At 56.4% G+C, this 15,188-nt stretch carries 16 protein-coding genes; 15 read left to right on the top strand and 1 reads right to left on the bottom strand.

The genetic code is table 11. The features are described from left to right. Window positions 1-53: 53 nt before the first annotated feature. On the bottom strand, window positions 54-1,058 hold the full coding sequence (gene flk, locus IM299_RS07980; RefSeq protein ID WP_028013964.1) for a flagella biosynthesis regulator Flk: 1,005 nt from the start codon (window positions 1,056-1,058) through the stop codon (window positions 54-56). A gap of 113 nt (window positions 1,059-1,171) precedes the next feature. On the opposite strand from flk, the gene pdxB reads away from it, so the two are divergent. From pdxB to hisP, 15 genes are all read left to right on the top strand, one after another. Then, window positions 1,172-2,308, top strand: coding sequence for a 4-phosphoerythronate dehydrogenase PdxB (gene pdxB, locus IM299_RS07975; protein ID WP_045631484.1), 1,137 nt, complete (start codon window positions 1,172-1,174; stop codon window positions 2,306-2,308). A 67-nt stretch (window positions 2,309-2,375) separates the two neighbouring features. Further along, window positions 2,376-3,389, top strand: coding sequence for an aspartate-semialdehyde dehydrogenase (locus tag IM299_RS07970; RefSeq protein WP_041908894.1), 1,014 nt, complete (start codon window positions 2,376-2,378; stop codon window positions 3,387-3,389). Further along, the gene (gene truA, locus IM299_RS07965; RefSeq protein ID WP_041908896.1) at window positions 3,389-4,201 is read left to right on the top strand and encodes a tRNA pseudouridine(38-40) synthase TruA; all 813 of its coding nucleotides are present in this window, start codon (window positions 3,389-3,391) and stop codon (window positions 4,199-4,201) included. The genes IM299_RS07970 and truA overlap by 1 nt, the downstream gene beginning before the upstream one ends. 28 nt (window positions 4,202-4,229) lie before the next feature. Further along, the gene (locus IM299_RS07960; protein ID WP_008502599.1) at window positions 4,230-4,889 is read left to right on the top strand and encodes a DedA family protein; all 660 of its coding nucleotides are present in this window, start codon (window positions 4,230-4,232) and stop codon (window positions 4,887-4,889) included. Between the two features lie 154 nt (window positions 4,890-5,043). Next, window positions 5,044-5,949, top strand: coding sequence for an acetyl-CoA carboxylase, carboxyltransferase subunit beta (gene accD, locus IM299_RS07955; protein WP_003861408.1), 906 nt, complete (start codon window positions 5,044-5,046; stop codon window positions 5,947-5,949). Between the two features lie 70 nt (window positions 5,950-6,019). Next, window positions 6,020-7,288: a bifunctional tetrahydrofolate synthase/dihydrofolate synthase gene (gene folC / locus IM299_RS07950; protein ID WP_193357281.1), complete on the top strand. Its 1,269-nt coding sequence runs from the start codon at window positions 6,020-6,022 to the stop codon at window positions 7,286-7,288. Next, window positions 7,278-7,970: a cell division protein DedD gene (dedD, locus tag IM299_RS07945; protein ID WP_045631481.1), complete on the top strand. Its 693-nt coding sequence runs from the start codon at window positions 7,278-7,280 to the stop codon at window positions 7,968-7,970. Before folC ends, dedD begins: the two co-directional genes overlap by 11 nt. Window positions 7,971-8,134: 164 nt before the next feature. Next, on the top strand, window positions 8,135-8,623 hold the full coding sequence (gene cvpA / locus IM299_RS07940; protein ID WP_000262116.1) for a colicin V production protein: 489 nt from the start codon (window positions 8,135-8,137) through the stop codon (window positions 8,621-8,623). 33 nt (window positions 8,624-8,656) lie between these two features. Further along, a complete protein-coding gene (purF, locus tag IM299_RS07935; RefSeq protein WP_014884664.1) occupies window positions 8,657-10,174 on the top strand; it encodes an amidophosphoribosyltransferase in 1,518 nt (505 codons plus the stop codon). Window positions 10,175-10,262: 88 nt separating this feature from the next. After that, window positions 10,263-10,832, top strand: a complete 570-nt coding sequence (locus IM299_RS07930) for a UbiX family flavin prenyltransferase (RefSeq protein ID WP_028013957.1) — start codon at window positions 10,263-10,265, stop codon at window positions 10,830-10,832. Between the two features lie 290 nt (window positions 10,833-11,122). Continuing rightward, the gene (gene argT, locus IM299_RS07925) at window positions 11,123-11,905 is read left to right on the top strand and encodes a lysine/arginine/ornithine ABC transporter substrate-binding protein ArgT (RefSeq protein ID WP_028013956.1); all 783 of its coding nucleotides are present in this window, start codon (window positions 11,123-11,125) and stop codon (window positions 11,903-11,905) included. Window positions 11,906-12,118: 213 nt separating this feature from the next. After that, window positions 12,119-12,901 (top strand): histidine ABC transporter substrate-binding protein HisJ, encoded by a 783-nt coding sequence (gene hisJ, locus IM299_RS07920; protein WP_047367997.1) that lies wholly within the window; start codon window positions 12,119-12,121, stop codon window positions 12,899-12,901. Between the two features lie 87 nt (window positions 12,902-12,988). After that, on the top strand, window positions 12,989-13,675 hold the full coding sequence (locus IM299_RS07915) for a histidine ABC transporter permease HisQ (RefSeq protein ID WP_028013954.1): 687 nt from the start codon (window positions 12,989-12,991) through the stop codon (window positions 13,673-13,675). Next, window positions 13,672-14,388 (top strand): ABC transporter permease, encoded by a 717-nt coding sequence (locus IM299_RS07910; protein WP_028013953.1) that lies wholly within the window; start codon window positions 13,672-13,674, stop codon window positions 14,386-14,388. The genes IM299_RS07915 and IM299_RS07910 overlap by 4 nt, the downstream gene beginning before the upstream one ends. 8 nt (window positions 14,389-14,396) lie before the next feature. After that, window positions 14,397-15,170 carry a histidine ABC transporter ATP-binding protein HisP gene (gene hisP / locus IM299_RS07905; RefSeq protein WP_010433274.1) on the top strand — a complete coding sequence of 258 codons (774 nt, stop codon included), beginning with the start codon at window positions 14,397-14,399 and terminating at the stop codon, window positions 15,168-15,170. Window positions 15,171-15,188: the final 18 nt, after the last annotated feature.

Raw genomic sequence — 15,188 nt, 5'->3', positions numbered from 1 at the left:
CTACGGTTCGAGCCGTTGTAGGCCCGGTAAGCGTAGCGCCACCGGGCAAATCCTCAGGCAACCAGCCAGAAAATCGCCAGCGCAATCAATAATGCAATCAACATTAATCCCGGGCGGGCAGAGAGCGTTCTGAAGGTCTCCACAACGGGCGCAAACAGCGGGCTGTAGATCGGCTGAACGTTTCTTACCTCCGGCACGCCGCCTTCCCGCTCGGCGCGGCGAACAAAGATCTGATTCAGCACATCCTGCACCTGTGCGGTGGTCAGTACCGTTTGCGGCGTGGCCTGCCAGTTCTGCTGGGCGTAATCCCGAATCACCTCGAACTCGTGCGGTTCCAGCGGCTGTTTAAGCGCCGCCTGAACGGTATGCAGGGTAGGGGCGCTCTGGGTGCTGAGCGTCTGGCGCGCCTGGAGCCAGGTCACCAGATGGGTAAACTGTTTGGCCGGAATCAGCTCGCCCGCCTTCACGCCGGACAGTTCCAGCATGGATTGCCAGATAAGCTTCGTCGACTCGCCGGTGGCGGCGGCCAGTTTGGTCACCATCTGGTTCAGCGTGTTGTGCTCGGCAGGCTGCAGCGGGCGCTCGGTTGAGGGGCGCACCTGAGGCTGCGGAATAGACAACTGATTGTTCTGCAACAGCGTCAGCACGGTTTTAAGCTGGTCTGGCGTCAGCTGGCTCAGGGCGGTCTGGCCATACTGCTGACGGATAAAGTCACTGACAGCCTGACGGTTATTTCCCTGGCCCAGCAGCTCAGTCAACTGCGTGACAATCTGACGCGTGGTGTGGTTCTGCTGCGCGGTCGTAATACGCTGGTTGAGATTTTGCTCGGCGGCAGGGAAATGGCGCGACTGCAGCGGTGCGTCGTTCCTCACGCCTAAATCATGCTTTACCCCGGCCCAGACTTCCGCGTTTTGCTGCGAAGTCAGCGCTATCAGGCGCGTGATCAGTCGCTCCAGCACGGTGCGCTGTTGCGTGGATAGTGGCTGTTCACCGGCAACGTTTGGCGTGACAGGGCCTTCACCCGGAGGGCGTGGCGGCGTACCTGAAATGGGCTGCATCGTCAAAAATCCTTAAAGTCAAAACTCAGCGTAAACCCGGCATACGTATATGCCTGGCGGCCAGATTATGGCACACTTGGCAGGTTTTCTTCCTCTCAAACAGGTACTCAGACGTGAAAATCCTCGTTGATGAAAATATGCCTTACGCCCGCGAGCTGTTTAGCCGCCTCGGCGACGTTAAGGCTGTCCCTGGTCGCCCGATCCCGGTTAACGAACTGGATGACGCAGACGCGCTGATGGTGCGCTCGGTGACCAAAGTAAATGAGGCGTTGCTTGCCGGTAAAGCGATTAAGTTTGTCGGAACCGCAACGGCAGGGACCGATCATGTGGATGATCAGTGGCTGAAGCAGGCCGGAATCGGTTTTTCCGCCGCGCCGGGCTGTAACGCCATTGCCGTCGTGGAATACGTTTTCTCCTCGCTGCTGATGCTGGCCGAGCGCGATGGTTTTGCGCTGAAAGACCGCACCGTGGGGATTGTCGGCGTGGGTAACGTCGGCGGGCGTCTGCAAAAGCGCCTTGAAGCGTTAGGTATCCGCACGCTGCTGTGCGATCCGCCGCGTAAAGACAACGGTGACGACGAGGATTTCCGCGCGCTGGATGAGCTGGTTGAACAGTGCGATGTGCTGACGTTCCACACGCCGCTGTTTAAAGAGGGGCCGTATAAGTCCCTGCATCTGGCGGACGAGGCGCTGATTCGCCGTCTGAAGGCTGGCACTATTCTGATAAATGCCTGTCGTGGCCCGGTGGTGGATAATGCCGCGCTGCTGAAATGTCTGAATGAAGGACACGATCTCAGCGTGGTGCTGGACGTCTGGGAGCCGGAGCCGGATCTCAACGTTGAGTTGCTGAACAAGGTTGACGTTGCCACCGCGCATATCGCGGGCTATACGCTTGAAGGCAAAGCGCGCGGCACGACGCAGGTATTTGAAGCCTACAGCGCCTTTATCGGCCATCCGCAGCAGGTGGCGCTTGATACTTTACTCCCCGCGCCTGAATTTGGCCGCATTACCCTGCATGGCCCGCTCGATCAGGCAACGCTGAAAAGGCTGGTGCATTTGGTGTATGATGTGCGCCGCGACGATGCGCTGCTGCGTAAGGTGGCGGGGATCCCGGGTGAATTTGATAAGCTGCGCAAGAACTACGTTGAGCGCCGCGAGTGGTCTTCCCTGTATGTGATGTGCGACGACGCAGCGGCTGCGACGTTGCTCAAGAAACTGGGTTTTAACGCCGTTCATCACCCGGCGCATTAATGTCTTCTTAATGCTCCCTGTCGGATACGCCGACAGGGACGCTTTTTTATTTCTGGAGTAAACCACCATGTCTGAAGGCTGGAACATTGCCATTTTAGGTGCCACGGGTGCCGTGGGCGAAGCCCTGCTCGAAACTCTTGCCGAGCGTCAGTTCCCGGTGGGAGATATCTATGCGCTGGCGCGCACCGACAGCGCTGGCGAACATCTGCGTTTTGGCGGTAAATCCGTGATGGTTCAGGATGCGGCCACGTTTGACTGGACCCAGGCGCAGCTGGCGTTTTTTGCCGCAGGTGCTGAAGCCACGGCGTCTTACATTGAAGAGGCGACCAATTCGGGCTGCCTGGTGATCGACCTGAGCGGTCTGTTCTCCCTGGAGCCGGACGTGCCGCTGGTGGTCCCGGACGTCAATCCGTTTGTGCTGGCTGACTACCGTAACCGCAACGTTATCGCGGTACCGAACAGCCTGACCAGCCAGCTGCTGACCGCACTGAAGCCGCTGATTGACGACGGCGGCCTGTCGCGCATTACCGTCACCAGCCTGCTGTCCGCGTCGGCGAACGGTAAAAAGGCCGTTGACGCGCTGGCCGGGCAGAGTGCGAAGCTGCTGAACGGCATCCCGATCGACGAAGATGATTTCTTTGGCCGCCAGCTGGCGTTCAACATGCTGCCGCTGCTGCCGGATCGTGAAGGCTCCGTGCGCGAAGAGCGTCGTCTCGTCGACGAAGCGCGCAAGATTCTGCAGGACGAGGGGCTGATGATTTCCGCCAGCGTCGTACAGTCTCCGGTCTTCTACGGCCACGCGCAGATGGTCGGTTTTGAAGCCCTGCGCCCGCTGGCGGCAGAGGAGGCGCGCGACGCGTTTGGCCGCGGTGAAGATATCGTCCTTTCTGAAGAGAGCGAGTTCCCGACCCAGGTGGGTGACGCCACCGGCAGCGCGCATCTTTCCGTTGGCTGCGTGCGTAACGACTACGGTATGCCGGAACAGGTCCAGTTCTGGTCCGTAGCCGATAACGTTCGCTTTGGCGGCGCGCTGATGGCGGTCAAGATCGCCGAGAAGCTGGTGCAGGAGTATCTGTACTGATGTCCGAAGTGGATCAAAAGCCGGTTCATAAAATTGCCCTCGGTATTGAGTACGATGGCAGTAAATATTATGGCTGGCAGCGTCAGAATGAGGTGCGCAGCGTCCAGGAGAAGCTGGAGAAAGCGCTCTCACAGGTGGCAAACGAGCCGATTAACGTCCTGTGCGCAGGACGTACTGACGCGGGTGTTCATGGCACGGGGCAGGTGGTTCACTTTGAAACCACCGCCGTGCGTAAGGATGCCGCCTGGACGCTGGGTGTAAATGCGAATTTACCTGGTGACATCGCGGTGCGTTGGGTGAAATCTGTGCCGGATGATTTTCACGCGCGCTTCAGCGCAACGGCGCGTCGCTATCGCTATGTCATCTACAACCAGCGTCTGCGTCCGGCGGTGTTAAGCCAGGGCGTGACGCATTTTTATGAACCGCTCGATGCAGAACGCATGCATCGCGCGGCGCAGTGTCTGATTGGTGAAAATGACTTTACGTCGTTTCGTGCGGTGCAGTGTCAGTCCCGTACGCCGTGGCGTAACGTCATGCACATTAACGTCAGTCGTTTTGGCGCGTATGTGGTGGTGGATATCAAAGCCAATGCCTTTGTACATCATATGGTGCGGAATATTGTGGGCAGCCTGATGGAAGTGGGCGCCGGACACCAGCCGGAGAGCTGGATTGCAGAACTGCTGGCAGCGAAGGACAGAACGCTTGCGGCAGCAACGGCGAAAGCGGAAGGGCTTTATCTGGTCTCGGTAGACTATCCGGATCGGTTTGACCTGCCAAAACCGCCAATGGGCCCGCTGTTTTTAGCGGACTAAACAAAGGTGCAATTAAGGCTTAGACAATATGGACGTAATACGTTTTCTGATTGATTTCATTCTGCATATTGATGTTCACCTGGCGGAGCTGGTCGCACAGTACGGCGTCTGGGTTTACGCCATTCTGTTCCTGATTCTGTTCTGTGAAACCGGTCTGGTCGTTACCCCGTTCCTGCCGGGAGACTCGCTGCTGTTTGTGGCCGGTGCGTTGTCGGCGCTGCCCACCAATGATTTGAACGTGCATCTGATGGTGGTGTTGATGGTGATTGCCGCGATTGTCGGGGATGCGGTCAACTATACGATTGGCCGGGTGTTCGGTGAGCGGTTGTTCAGTAATCCGGACTCGAAAATTTTCCGCCGCAGCTATTTAGACAAGACCCATGCCTTCTATGAACGTCATGGTGGAAAGACCATTATCCTTGCGCGTTTTGTGCCTATTGTGCGCACATTTGCGCCGTTTGTGGCGGGAATGGGCCATATGTCCTATCGTCATTTTGCAATGTATAACGTGGTGGGCGCACTGCTTTGGGTGTTGCTCTTTACCTATGCAGGCTACCTGTTTGGCGACTTGCCGGTGGTTCAGGAAAACCTTAAGTTACTGATTGTAGCGATTATTGTGCTTTCCGTACTGCCTGGCGTGATTGAAATTATTCGTCACAAACGCGCGGCAGCAAAGCAAGCGAAGTAAATGCACGCTGGCGGTTCGACCACTTTTTTATCCAAAGTTTCGGGCTGTTATGTTTTAATGTGCAACATTCATGGTCTGTTGGAGGCAAAAATGGCATTATTCGCCTCTTATAGCAAAACTGGCATACGACCAGGTTCAGGCAGAAAGGTTATCAATGAGCTGGATTGAACGAATTAAAAGCAACATTACCCCGACGCGCAAAGCGAGCATTCCTGAAGGGGTATGGACGAAGTGTGATAGCTGCGGCCAGGTTCTGTATCGTGCAGAGCTGGAACGCAATCTTGAGGTGTGTCCGAAGTGTGACCACCACATGCGTATGTCGGCGCGCAACCGCCTGCATAGCCTGCTGGACGAAGGTTCTCTGGTAGAACTGGGCAGCGAGCTTGAGCCAAAAGACGTGCTGAAGTTCCGCGATTCCAAAAAATACAAAGATCGTCTGGCCTCTGCACAGAAAGAGACCGGCGAGAAAGACGCGCTGATCGTCATGAAAGGCACCCTGCACGAGATGCCGGTGGTTGCCGCTGCGTTTGAGTTCTCCTTTATGGGCGGCTCAATGGGCTCCGTGGTCGGCGCGCGTTTCGTGCGTGCCGTAGAGCAGGCGCTGGAAGACAACTGTCCGCTGATCTGCTTCTCCGCCTCCGGTGGTGCGCGTATGCAGGAAGCGCTGATGTCCCTGATGCAGATGGCGAAAACCTCTGCGGCGCTGGCGAAAATGCAGGAGCGCGGTCTGCCGTACATCTCGGTACTGACCGACCCAACCATGGGTGGCGTCTCCGCAAGCTTCGCGATGCTGGGTGACCTGAACATCGCTGAGCCAAAAGCGCTGATCGGCTTTGCCGGTCCTCGCGTCATCGAGCAGACCGTTCGTGAAAAACTGCCGCCGGGCTTCCAGCGCAGTGAGTTCCTCATTGAGAAAGGCGCTATCGATATGATCGTCCGCCGTCCGGAAATGCGCCTGAAACTGGCCAGCATTCTGGCGAAGCTGATGAATCTGCCAGCGCCTAACCCGGATGAGCCGCGCGAAGGCGTGGTGGTACCGGATCAGGAACCCGAGGCCTGATAACTGAAAAGGGCAGGGCCAGATGGCGCTGCCCTTTTGCTTTATAACCTGTTAATGACAACCGGGCATTATGGAAAATAAAAGCATTCCCCAAGCCACGTCGCCCCTGGCCGCGTGGCTTTCTTATCTGGAAAACCTGCACAGTAAAACCATCGATATGGGCCTTGAGCGCGTAAGCCAGGTTGCCGCGCGTCTCGACGTGCTGAAACCGGCTCCGTTCGTGTTCACCGTTGCAGGTACTAACGGTAAAGGGACGACCTGCCGCACGCTGGAGTCAGTCCTGATGGCGGCGGGATACAAGGTTGGCGTTTACAGCTCACCGCATCTGGTGCGCTATACCGAGCGCGTGCGGGTGCAGAACACCGAGCTGGCGGAATCTGCCCATACGGCGTCGTTCGCGGCTATCGAAGCGGCGCGCGGGGAAACCTCATTAACCTATTTTGAATACGGCACCCTGTCGGCGCTGTGGCTGTTCAAACAGGCGCAGCTGGACGTGGTGATCCTGGAAGTGGGGCTGGGCGGGCGTCTGGATGCCACCAATATGGTGGATGCGGACGTGGCGGTAGTCACCAGCATCGCGCTGGATCATACCGACTGGCTGGGCCCGGACCGTGAAAGCATTGGCCGCGAAAAGGCCGGTATTTTCCGGGCGAATAAGCCCGCCGTGGTGGGCGAGCCGGACATGCCGCATACCATTGCCGACGTGGCGAAAGAGAAGGGCGCACATCTGTTGCGCCGAGGCGTTGACTGGCAGTATGAGGTGCAGGGCAACGGCTGGCGCTTCAGCGATGCGCAGGGCGTGCTGGAGAATCTGCCGCTGCCGCAGGTACCGCAGCCGAACGCGGCAACCGCGCTGGCGGCACTGCGCGCCAGCGGATTAGCTGTAAGTGAGCAGGCGATCCGTGACGGCATTCAGAATGCGCTGCTGCCGGGTCGTTTCCAGATAGTCAGCGAGTCACCGCGTCTGATTCTGGATGTGGCGCACAACCCGCATGCGGCGGCGTATCTCGCAGGACGTCTCAAATCGTTACCAAAAACCGGGCGCGTGCTGGCGGTTATCGGTATGCTTCATGATAAAGATATCGGCGGCACGCTGGCCTGCATGGAGAGTGTGGTCGATAGCTGGTATTGTGCTCCTCTGGAGGGGCCGCGCGGTGCGACTGCTGAGCAGTTGATGGAACGTCTCGGCAAAGGTGCAATCTACAGTAGCGTGGCGCAGGCCTGGCATGCTGCGATGGCGGATGCTAAACCAGAAGATACCGTGCTGGTGTGTGGCTCTTTCCACACGGTGGCACATGTCATGGAAGTGATGGACGCGGGGAGAACCGGTGGCGAGTAAGTTTCAGAACCGTTTAACAGGAACCATTGTGCTGGTCGCGCTCGGGGTGATTATTCTTCCCGGGCTGCTCGACGGGCAGAAAAAACATTATCAGGACGAGTTTGCAGCCATTCCGCTGGTGCCGAAGCCGGGCGACCGCGATGAGCCGGATATGCTGCCTGCGGCGACTCAGGCGCTGCCTGCTCAGCCGCCTGAAGGGGCGGCGGAAGAAGTTCGCGCGGGCGATGCCGCTGCACCGTCACTCGACCCGTCGCGTCTGGCGGCGAATAACAACATCGAGATCGATCCGGTACCGGTAGAGAAGCCTAAGCCTGCTGAAAAACCGAAGCCGGTAGAGAAACCGCAGCCGAAGCCTCAGCAACAGCGAGATAAAGCAGCAGAGCAGCTTGCTGCAGCGTCTGAAACTCCACCACCTGCGAAGCAAGACGCAGCGCCGACCGGCAAAGCCTACGTTGTGCAGCTGGGGGCGCTGAAAAACGCCGATAAAGTCAACGAGGTTGTGGGTAAACTGCGCAGCGCGGGCTATCGCGTTTACACTTCACCTTCCACGCCGGTACAGGGTAAAATTACCCGTATCCTCGTGGGGCCGGAGGCGTCGAAAGACAAGCTGAAAGGGTCGTTGGGCGAGCTGAAGCAGATCTCCGGGCTGAGTGGTGTGGTGATGAGCTACAGCGCGAACTAAGTACGACCTGCTCCTTTAGAGAGAGGCGATAAGCCACGGCGTTGAACATTTTTTCAGCGCCTTTTTTATTTACGCGCGGGAAGGAAATCCCTACGCAAACGTTTTCTTTTTCTGTTAGAATTCGCCCCGAACTGGATGACAGGGCGTTTAATCGTGGGACACATATGGTCTGGATTGATTACGCCATCATTGCGGTGATTGGTTTTTCCTGTCTGGTTAGCCTGATCCGTGGCTTTGTTCGTGAAGCGTTATCGCTGGTAACCTGGGGTTGTGCTTTCTTTGTTGCCAGTCATTACTACACTTACCTGTCTGTCTGGTTCACGGGCTTTGAAGATGAACTGGTCCGAAATGGAATCGCCATCGCGGTGCTGTTTATCGCGACGCTGATTGTCGGCGCTATCGTGAATTACGTGATAGGTCAGCTGGTCGAGAAAACCGGTCTGTCAGGAACGGACAGGGTACTCGGGATCTGTTTCGGGGCATTACGAGGCGTGCTGATTGTGGCCGCGATCCTGTTCTTCCTGGATACCTTCACCGGGTTCTCCAAAAGCGAAGACTGGCAAAAATCGCAGCTCATTCCAGAGTTCAGCTTCATCATCAGATGGTTCTTTGACTATCTGCAAAGCTCGTCGAGTTTTTTGCCCAGGGCATAAACCCTGAGATGTGGCTTAACGAGGAAAAGACGAATGTGCGGTATTGTCGGTATCGCCGGTTTCATGCCGGTAAACCAGTCGATTTATGACGCGTTAACGGTGCTTCAGCACCGTGGGCAGGATGCTGCGGGTATCATCACCATTGATGCAAACAACTGCTTCCGTTTACGTAAGGCCAATGGCCTGGTAAACGATGTGTTTGAAGCCCGCCACATGCAGCGTCTGCAAGGTAATATGGGGATCGGTCACGTTCGTTATCCTACTGCTGGCAGTTCCAGCGCCTCTGAGGCACAGCCTTTCTACGTCAACTCACCGTATGGCATCACGCTTGCCCATAACGGCAACCTGACCAACGCTCATGAGCTGCGTAAGAAGCTGTTCGAAGAGAAACGTCGCCACATTAACACCACCTCTGATTCAGAAATCCTGCTCAATGTGTTCGCCAGTGAGCTGGATAACTTCCGTCACTACCCGCTGGAAGCAGACAATATCTTCGCTGCCATTGCCGCGACCAACCGCCAGATCCGCGGTGCGTATGCCTGCGTGGCGATGATCATCGGTCACGGCATGGTCGCCTTCCGCGATCCAAACGGCATTCGTCCGCTGGTGCTGGGCAAGCGCGACCTCGGCGATGGCCGTACCGAATATATGGTTGCCTCTGAGAGCGTGGCGTTGGATACCCTGGGCTTCGAATTCCTGCGCGACGTTGCGCCGGGCGAAGCGGTGTATATCACCGAGAAGGGCCAGCTGTTCACCCGTCAGTGTGCCGACAACCCGGTCAGCAACCCGTGCCTGTTTGAATACGTCTATTTTGCCCGTCCGGATTCGTTCATCGACAAGATTTCCGTCTACAGCGCGCGCGTCAATATGGGCACGAAGCTCGGCGAGAAGATTGCCCGCGAGTGGGACGATCTCGACATTGACGTAGTTATTCCTATCCCGGAAACCTCCTGCGATATCGCCCTGGAGATCGCCCGCATTCTGGACAAGCCGTACCGTCAGGGCTTCGTGAAGAACCGCTACGTTGGCCGCACGTTTATCATGCCGGGCCAGCACTTGCGCCGTAAGTCCGTGCGCCGCAAGCTGAACGCCAACCGCGCGGAATTCCGCGACAAAAACGTTCTGCTGGTGGATGACTCCATCGTTCGCGGCACCACCTCTGAGCAGATTATCGAGATGGCGCGCGAAGCGGGTGCGAAGAAAGTCTACCTGGCGTCTGCCGCGCCGGAGATTCGCTTCCCGAACGTGTACGGCATTGATATGCCAACCGCCAACGAGCTGATTGCTCACGGCCGTGAAGTGGATGAGATTCGCCAGATCATCGGGGCCGACGGCCTGATTTTCCAGGATCTGAACGATCTCATCGACGCGGTGCGCGCCGAGAATCCGGAGATTCAGCAGTTCGAATGCTCCGTGTTCAATGGCGTCTACGTGACGAAAGACGTTGACCAGCAGTACCTCGACTACCTTGATTCGCTGCGCAACGACGATGCGAAAGCCGTTCAGCTGCAAAACGATCTCGAAAGCTTAGAGATGCACAACGAAGGTTAATCTCTCCGCAGGTGAGGGCGCTCGCCCTCACTTGCAACTCCCCGCAAAATCCTGCACAGTCAGCCCAGAATTCAGCAAGGGCGAAATCATGAAACGACTCATAATAGGCATCAGCGGTGCCAGCGGCGCGATTTACGGCGTACGCCTGCTACAGGTTTTGCGTAACGTGGCAGAAGTGGAAACGCATCTGGTGATGAGCCAGGCGGCGCGGCAAACCCTCTCCCTTGAAACGGATCTCTCCCTGCGCGATGTCCAGGCGATGGCGGACGTGGTTCACGATGCCCGCGATATCGCCGCCAGCATCTCCTCAGGCTCGTTTAAAACCGCCGGTATGGTGATCCTGCCCTGTTCAATCAAAACGCTCTCCGGGATTGTGAACAGCTATACCGACACGCTGGTAACGCGCGCGGCGGACGTGGTGCTGAAGGAGCGCCGCCCGCTGGTGCTCTGCGTGCGGGAAACGCCGCTGCACCTGGGCCATCTGCGCCTCATGACCCAGGCCGCCGAGCTGGGCGCAGTGATCATGCCGCCGGTGCCGGCGTTCTATCACCGACCGCAGTCGCTGGACGATGTGATTAATCAGACCGTCAATCGCGTGCTGGATCAGTTTGACATCGACCTGCCCGAAGACCTCTTCACTCGCTGGCAGGGAGCCTGATTCTGTGCACACATGCTGTGCATGAAAAGAGACGTTGCCCTGTTTCAGGGCAATTATGCAACGGCGATCATATCCTCGACATTTAATTCGCTTTTTCCCTTTTTCTCTTTCCGGTTCGTTCGGCAGACCTGCTATCTTTCACCATTAAGGCAATATCGCAACGTTTTATTAACATATTTAACGTCGAACTTTTGACCAGACGGCAATGTGGCATAAGACCTGCAAGAGAAGCCTGCAACACAACACACAACACAATACATAATAAAATCACGGTACTTGAGGGTAAATGTATGAAGAAGACGGTTCTGGCTCTGTCTTTGCTGGTGGGGTTAAGTGCGGCGGCAGGTAGCTACGCAGCGCTTCCACAGACGGTTCGTATCGGTACAGACGCAACCTACGCGCCATTCTCTTCCAAGGATGCGAAAGGCGATTTCGTGGGGTTTGATATCGATCTGGGAAATGAAATGTGCAAACGTATGGAAGTGAAATGCACATGGGTGGGCAGCGACTTCGACGCGTTAATCCCGTCGCTGAAGGCAAAGAAAATCGACGCCATTATCTCTTCTCTCTCCATCACCGAAAAACGCCAGCAGGAGATTGCCTTCTCTGACAAGCTCTACGCTGCGGATTCGCGTCTGATTGCCGCGAAAGGTTCCCCGATCCAGCCGACCATCGACTCGCTGAAAGGCAAGCATGTGGGCGTGCTCCAGGGCTCAACCCAGGAAGGTTACGCGAATGCCAACTGGCGCGAGAAGGGCGTCGACGTGGTGGCTTACCAGAACCAGGATCTGATCTACTCTGACCTGGCGGCAGGCCGTCTGGATGCCGCATTCCAGGATGAAGTCGCGGCGAGCGAAGGCTTCCTGAAGCAGCCGGCCGGTAAAGATTACGCCTTTGCGGGCCCGTCCGTGAAAGACAAAAAATACTTTGGTGACGGCACCGGCATCGGCCTGCGTAAGGACGATAAAGAGCTGAAAGCCGCCTTTGACAAAGCATTCACGGAGCTGCGCAAAGACGGTACCTACGACAAACTGGCGAAGAAATACTTCGACTTCAACGTCTACGGTGACTAACGCACCAGCGTGGTGCGTCGCGGGTGTGGATGATTCAATATGGTGCAATTTGTGCACCATATTGGGTCGCTACGTGCATACTTAAGCATTTATAATGCAAAAATTCCCGTCTGAAAGGCATTATTCTTTGCCTGACAGCGTGGATTAATGGCACATTAACCCCACCCCGTCGTCGTAAAAAAACCGTATGAAGACAGTTTGTTGAGGACAAATATGAAAAAACTCGTGTTGTCATTATCTCTGGTACTGGCCTTTTCCAGCGCCACCGCGGCCTTCGCAGCCATTCCGCAGAAAATTCGTATTGGTACCGATCCAACCTACGCGCCGTTTGAATCGAAGAATTCAAAGGGTGAACTGGTGGGTTTTGACATCGATCTGGCCAATGAGCTGTGCAAACGCATCAAAGCACAGTGTACTTATGTAGAGAACCCGCTGGATGCGCTGATCCCTTCCCTGAAAGCTAAAAAAATAGACGTGATTATGTCCTCGCTTTCCATCACCGAGAAACGTCAGCAGGAGATTGCCTTCACCGACAAGCTCTATGCGGCCGATTCACGTCTGGTAGTGGCTAAGTCTTCTGACATTCAACCGACCCTCGAGTCGCTGAAGGGGAAACGCGTAGGCGTGCTGCAGGGCACCACGCAGGAAACCTACGGTAACGAACACTGGGCGCCGAAGGGGATCGAAATCGTCTCCTATCAGGGCCAGGAAAATATTTATGCAGACCTGACGGCAGGCCGTATTGATGCGGCATTCCAGGATGAAGTCGCGGCAAGCGAAGGTTTCCTGAAGCAGCCGGTAGGCAAAGATTACAAGTTCGGCGGTCCGTCCATTAAGGACGAGAAGCTCTTTGGCGTGGGTACCGGTATGGGCCTGCGTAAGGAAGACAACGAACTGCGTGAGGCGCTGAACAAAGCGTTTGCTGAAATGCGCGCTGACGGTACCTACGACAAGCTGGCGAAAAAGTACTTCGATTTCAATGTGTACGGCGGCTAATCGCTCCGTCAAATAACGTGCGGCCCCTCCCGCTGGGGGAGGGGATAAGACACGGTTTACCACTCACGATACGACAGGGCTCGCGGTATGCTGTACGGATTTTCTGGCGTTATTTTACAGGGCGCGCTTGTCACCCTTGAGCTGGCTATCAGCTCCGTGGTGCTGGCGGTGCTGATAGGTCTGGCGGGCGCAGGGGCGAAGCTTTCGGCTAACAAACCGCTGGCGCTCATTTTCGAAGGCTATACCACGCTCATTCGCGGCGTACCCGATCTGGTGCTGATGCTGCTTATTTTTTACGGCCTGCAGATTGCCCTGAACAGCGTGACGGATGCGATGGGCATGGGACAAATTGATATCGACCCGATGGTGGCCGGTATTATCACCCTCGGTTTTATCTACGGTGCCTACTTCACGGAAACCTTCCGTGGCGCTTACATGGCGGTTCCCAGAGGACACATTGAAGCGGCAACCGCATTTGGTTTTACCTCTTCACAAACGTTTCGCCGGATTATGTTCCCGGCCATGATGCGCTATGCGCTGCCGGGCATCGGTAACAACTGGCAGGTTATCCTCAAAGCGACGGCGCTGGTCTCGCTGCTCGGTCTGGAAGACGTCGTGAAAGCGACTCAGCTGGCGGGCAAGAGCACCTGGGAGCCGTTCTACTTTGCGGTGGTCTGCGGCGCGATCTATCTGGTCTTTACGACCGTCTCCAATGGTGTGCTGCTTCTGCTCGAGCGTCGCTACTCCGTGGGTGTGAAGAGGGCTGACCTGTGATTGAGATTATTCAGGAATACTGGAAATCCCTGCTGTGGACGGATGGCTACCGCTTTACCGGCGTGGCGATCACGCTCTGGCTGCTGATTTCTTCCGTGGTGATGGGCGGCATTCTGGCGGTGTTTCTCGCCATCGGCCGCGTGTCGAACAATAAATTTATTCAGTTCCCGATTTGGCTATTTACCTATGTGTTTCGCGGCACGCCGCTGTACGTGCAGCTGCTGGTGTTCTATTCGGGGATGTATACGCTGGAGATCGTAAAAGGCACGGAAATGCTGAATGCGTTCTTCCGCAGCGGCCTGAACTGTACGGTGCTGGCGCTAACGCTCAACACCTGCGCCTATACCACCGAGATTTTCGCCGGGGCCATTCGTTCCGTGCCGCACGGTGAGATCGAGGCGGCGCGCGCGTACGGCTTCTCCTCGGTGAAGCTTTACCGCTGCATTATTCTGCCGTCGGCGCTGCGCATTGCGCTACCGGCCTACAGCAACGAAGTGATTTTGATGCTGCACTCCACCGCGCTCGCCTTTACCGCCACGGTGCCGGACCTGCTCAAAATCGCGCGCGATATCAACTCCGCGACCTATCAGCCGTTTACCGCGTTTGGCATTGCGGCGGTGCTCTATTTAATTATCTCTTATGTTCTGATTAGCCTGTTCCGTAAGGCTGAAAAACGCTGGTTGCAGCATATAAAACCTTCTTCGACGCACTGAGAAAGATGATGGCTGAGAACAAATTAAACGTTATTGATTTGCACAAACGCTACGGCGAACATGAAGTGCTGAAAGGGGTGTCGCTGCAGGCTAACGCGGGCGACGTGATCAGTATCATCGGTTCATCCGGCTCGGGTAAAAGTACCTTCCTGCGCTGCATTAACTTCCTCGAAAAGCCGAGCGAAGGCTCGATTGTGGTGAGCGGGCAGAACATCAACCTGGTGCGTGACAAAGACGGCCAGCTGAAGGTGGCGGATAAGCATCAGCTGCGCCTGCTGCGTACGCGCCTGACAATGGTGTTCCAGCATTTCAACCTCTGGAGCCACATGACGGTGCTGGAGAACGTGATGGAAGCGCCGGTTCAGGTGCTCGGTCTAAGCAAGCAGGAAGCCCGGGAACGCGCGGTGAAATACCTGGCGAAAGTGGGTATCGACGAGCGCCAGCAGATGAAGTATCCGGTACATCTTTCCGGCGGCCAGCAGCAGCGTGTCTCCATCGCCCGCGCGCTGGCGATGGAGCCGGAAGTGCTGCTGTTCGACGAACCGACCTCCGCGCTTGACCCGGAACTCGTCGGCGAAGTGCTGCGCATCATGCAGAAGTTGGCCGAAGAGGGCAAAACGATGGTGGTGGTGACGCACGAGATGGGCTTCGCCCGTAACGTCTCGAACCACGTGATTTTCCTGCATCAGGGGAAAATTGAAGAGCAGGGGCACCCTGATGAGGTGCTGGCAAACCCGCAGAGCCCGCGTTTGCAGCAGTTCCTTAAAGGATCTCTGAAATAAAGAGGGCATCAGCCCGCA

This window comes from Enterobacter cloacae complex sp. P47BA, from assembly GCF_014930485.1.
In the GTDB taxonomy this organism is placed as follows: Bacteria; Pseudomonadota; Gammaproteobacteria; order Enterobacterales; family Enterobacteriaceae; genus Enterobacter; species Enterobacter bugandensis.
The sequence above is the reverse complement of the archived record's forward strand: the minus strand, read 5'-3'. Positions and strand labels throughout refer to the sequence as shown.

Coding starts and splice junctions, on each gene's coding strand:
- IM299_RS07970 (WP_041908894.1), top strand. CDS start 2,376: ATGTCTGAAGGCTGGAACATTGCCATTTTAGGTGCCACGGGTGCCGTG.
- accD (WP_003861408.1), top strand. CDS start 5,044: ATGAGCTGGATTGAACGAATTAAAAGCAACATTACCCCGACGCGCAAA.
- truA (WP_041908896.1), top strand. CDS start 3,389: ATGTCCGAAGTGGATCAAAAGCCGGTTCATAAAATTGCCCTCGGTATT.
- argT (WP_028013956.1), top strand. CDS start 11,123: ATGAAGAAGACGGTTCTGGCTCTGTCTTTGCTGGTGGGGTTAAGTGCG.
- cvpA (WP_000262116.1), top strand. CDS start 8,135: ATGGTCTGGATTGATTACGCCATCATTGCGGTGATTGGTTTTTCCTGT.
- hisJ (WP_047367997.1), top strand. CDS start 12,119: ATGAAAAAACTCGTGTTGTCATTATCTCTGGTACTGGCCTTTTCCAGC.
- flk (WP_028013964.1), bottom strand. CDS start 1,058: ATGCAGCCCATTTCAGGTACGCCGCCACGCCCTCCGGGTGAAGGCCCT.
- IM299_RS07915 (WP_028013954.1), top strand. CDS start 12,989: ATGCTGTACGGATTTTCTGGCGTTATTTTACAGGGCGCGCTTGTCACC.
- purF (WP_014884664.1), top strand. CDS start 8,657: ATGTGCGGTATTGTCGGTATCGCCGGTTTCATGCCGGTAAACCAGTCG.
- folC (WP_193357281.1), top strand. CDS start 6,020: ATGGAAAATAAAAGCATTCCCCAAGCCACGTCGCCCCTGGCCGCGTGG.
- IM299_RS07930 (WP_028013957.1), top strand. CDS start 10,263: ATGAAACGACTCATAATAGGCATCAGCGGTGCCAGCGGCGCGATTTAC.
- IM299_RS07960 (WP_008502599.1), top strand. CDS start 4,230: ATGGACGTAATACGTTTTCTGATTGATTTCATTCTGCATATTGATGTT.
- hisP (WP_010433274.1), top strand. CDS start 14,397: ATGGCTGAGAACAAATTAAACGTTATTGATTTGCACAAACGCTACGGC.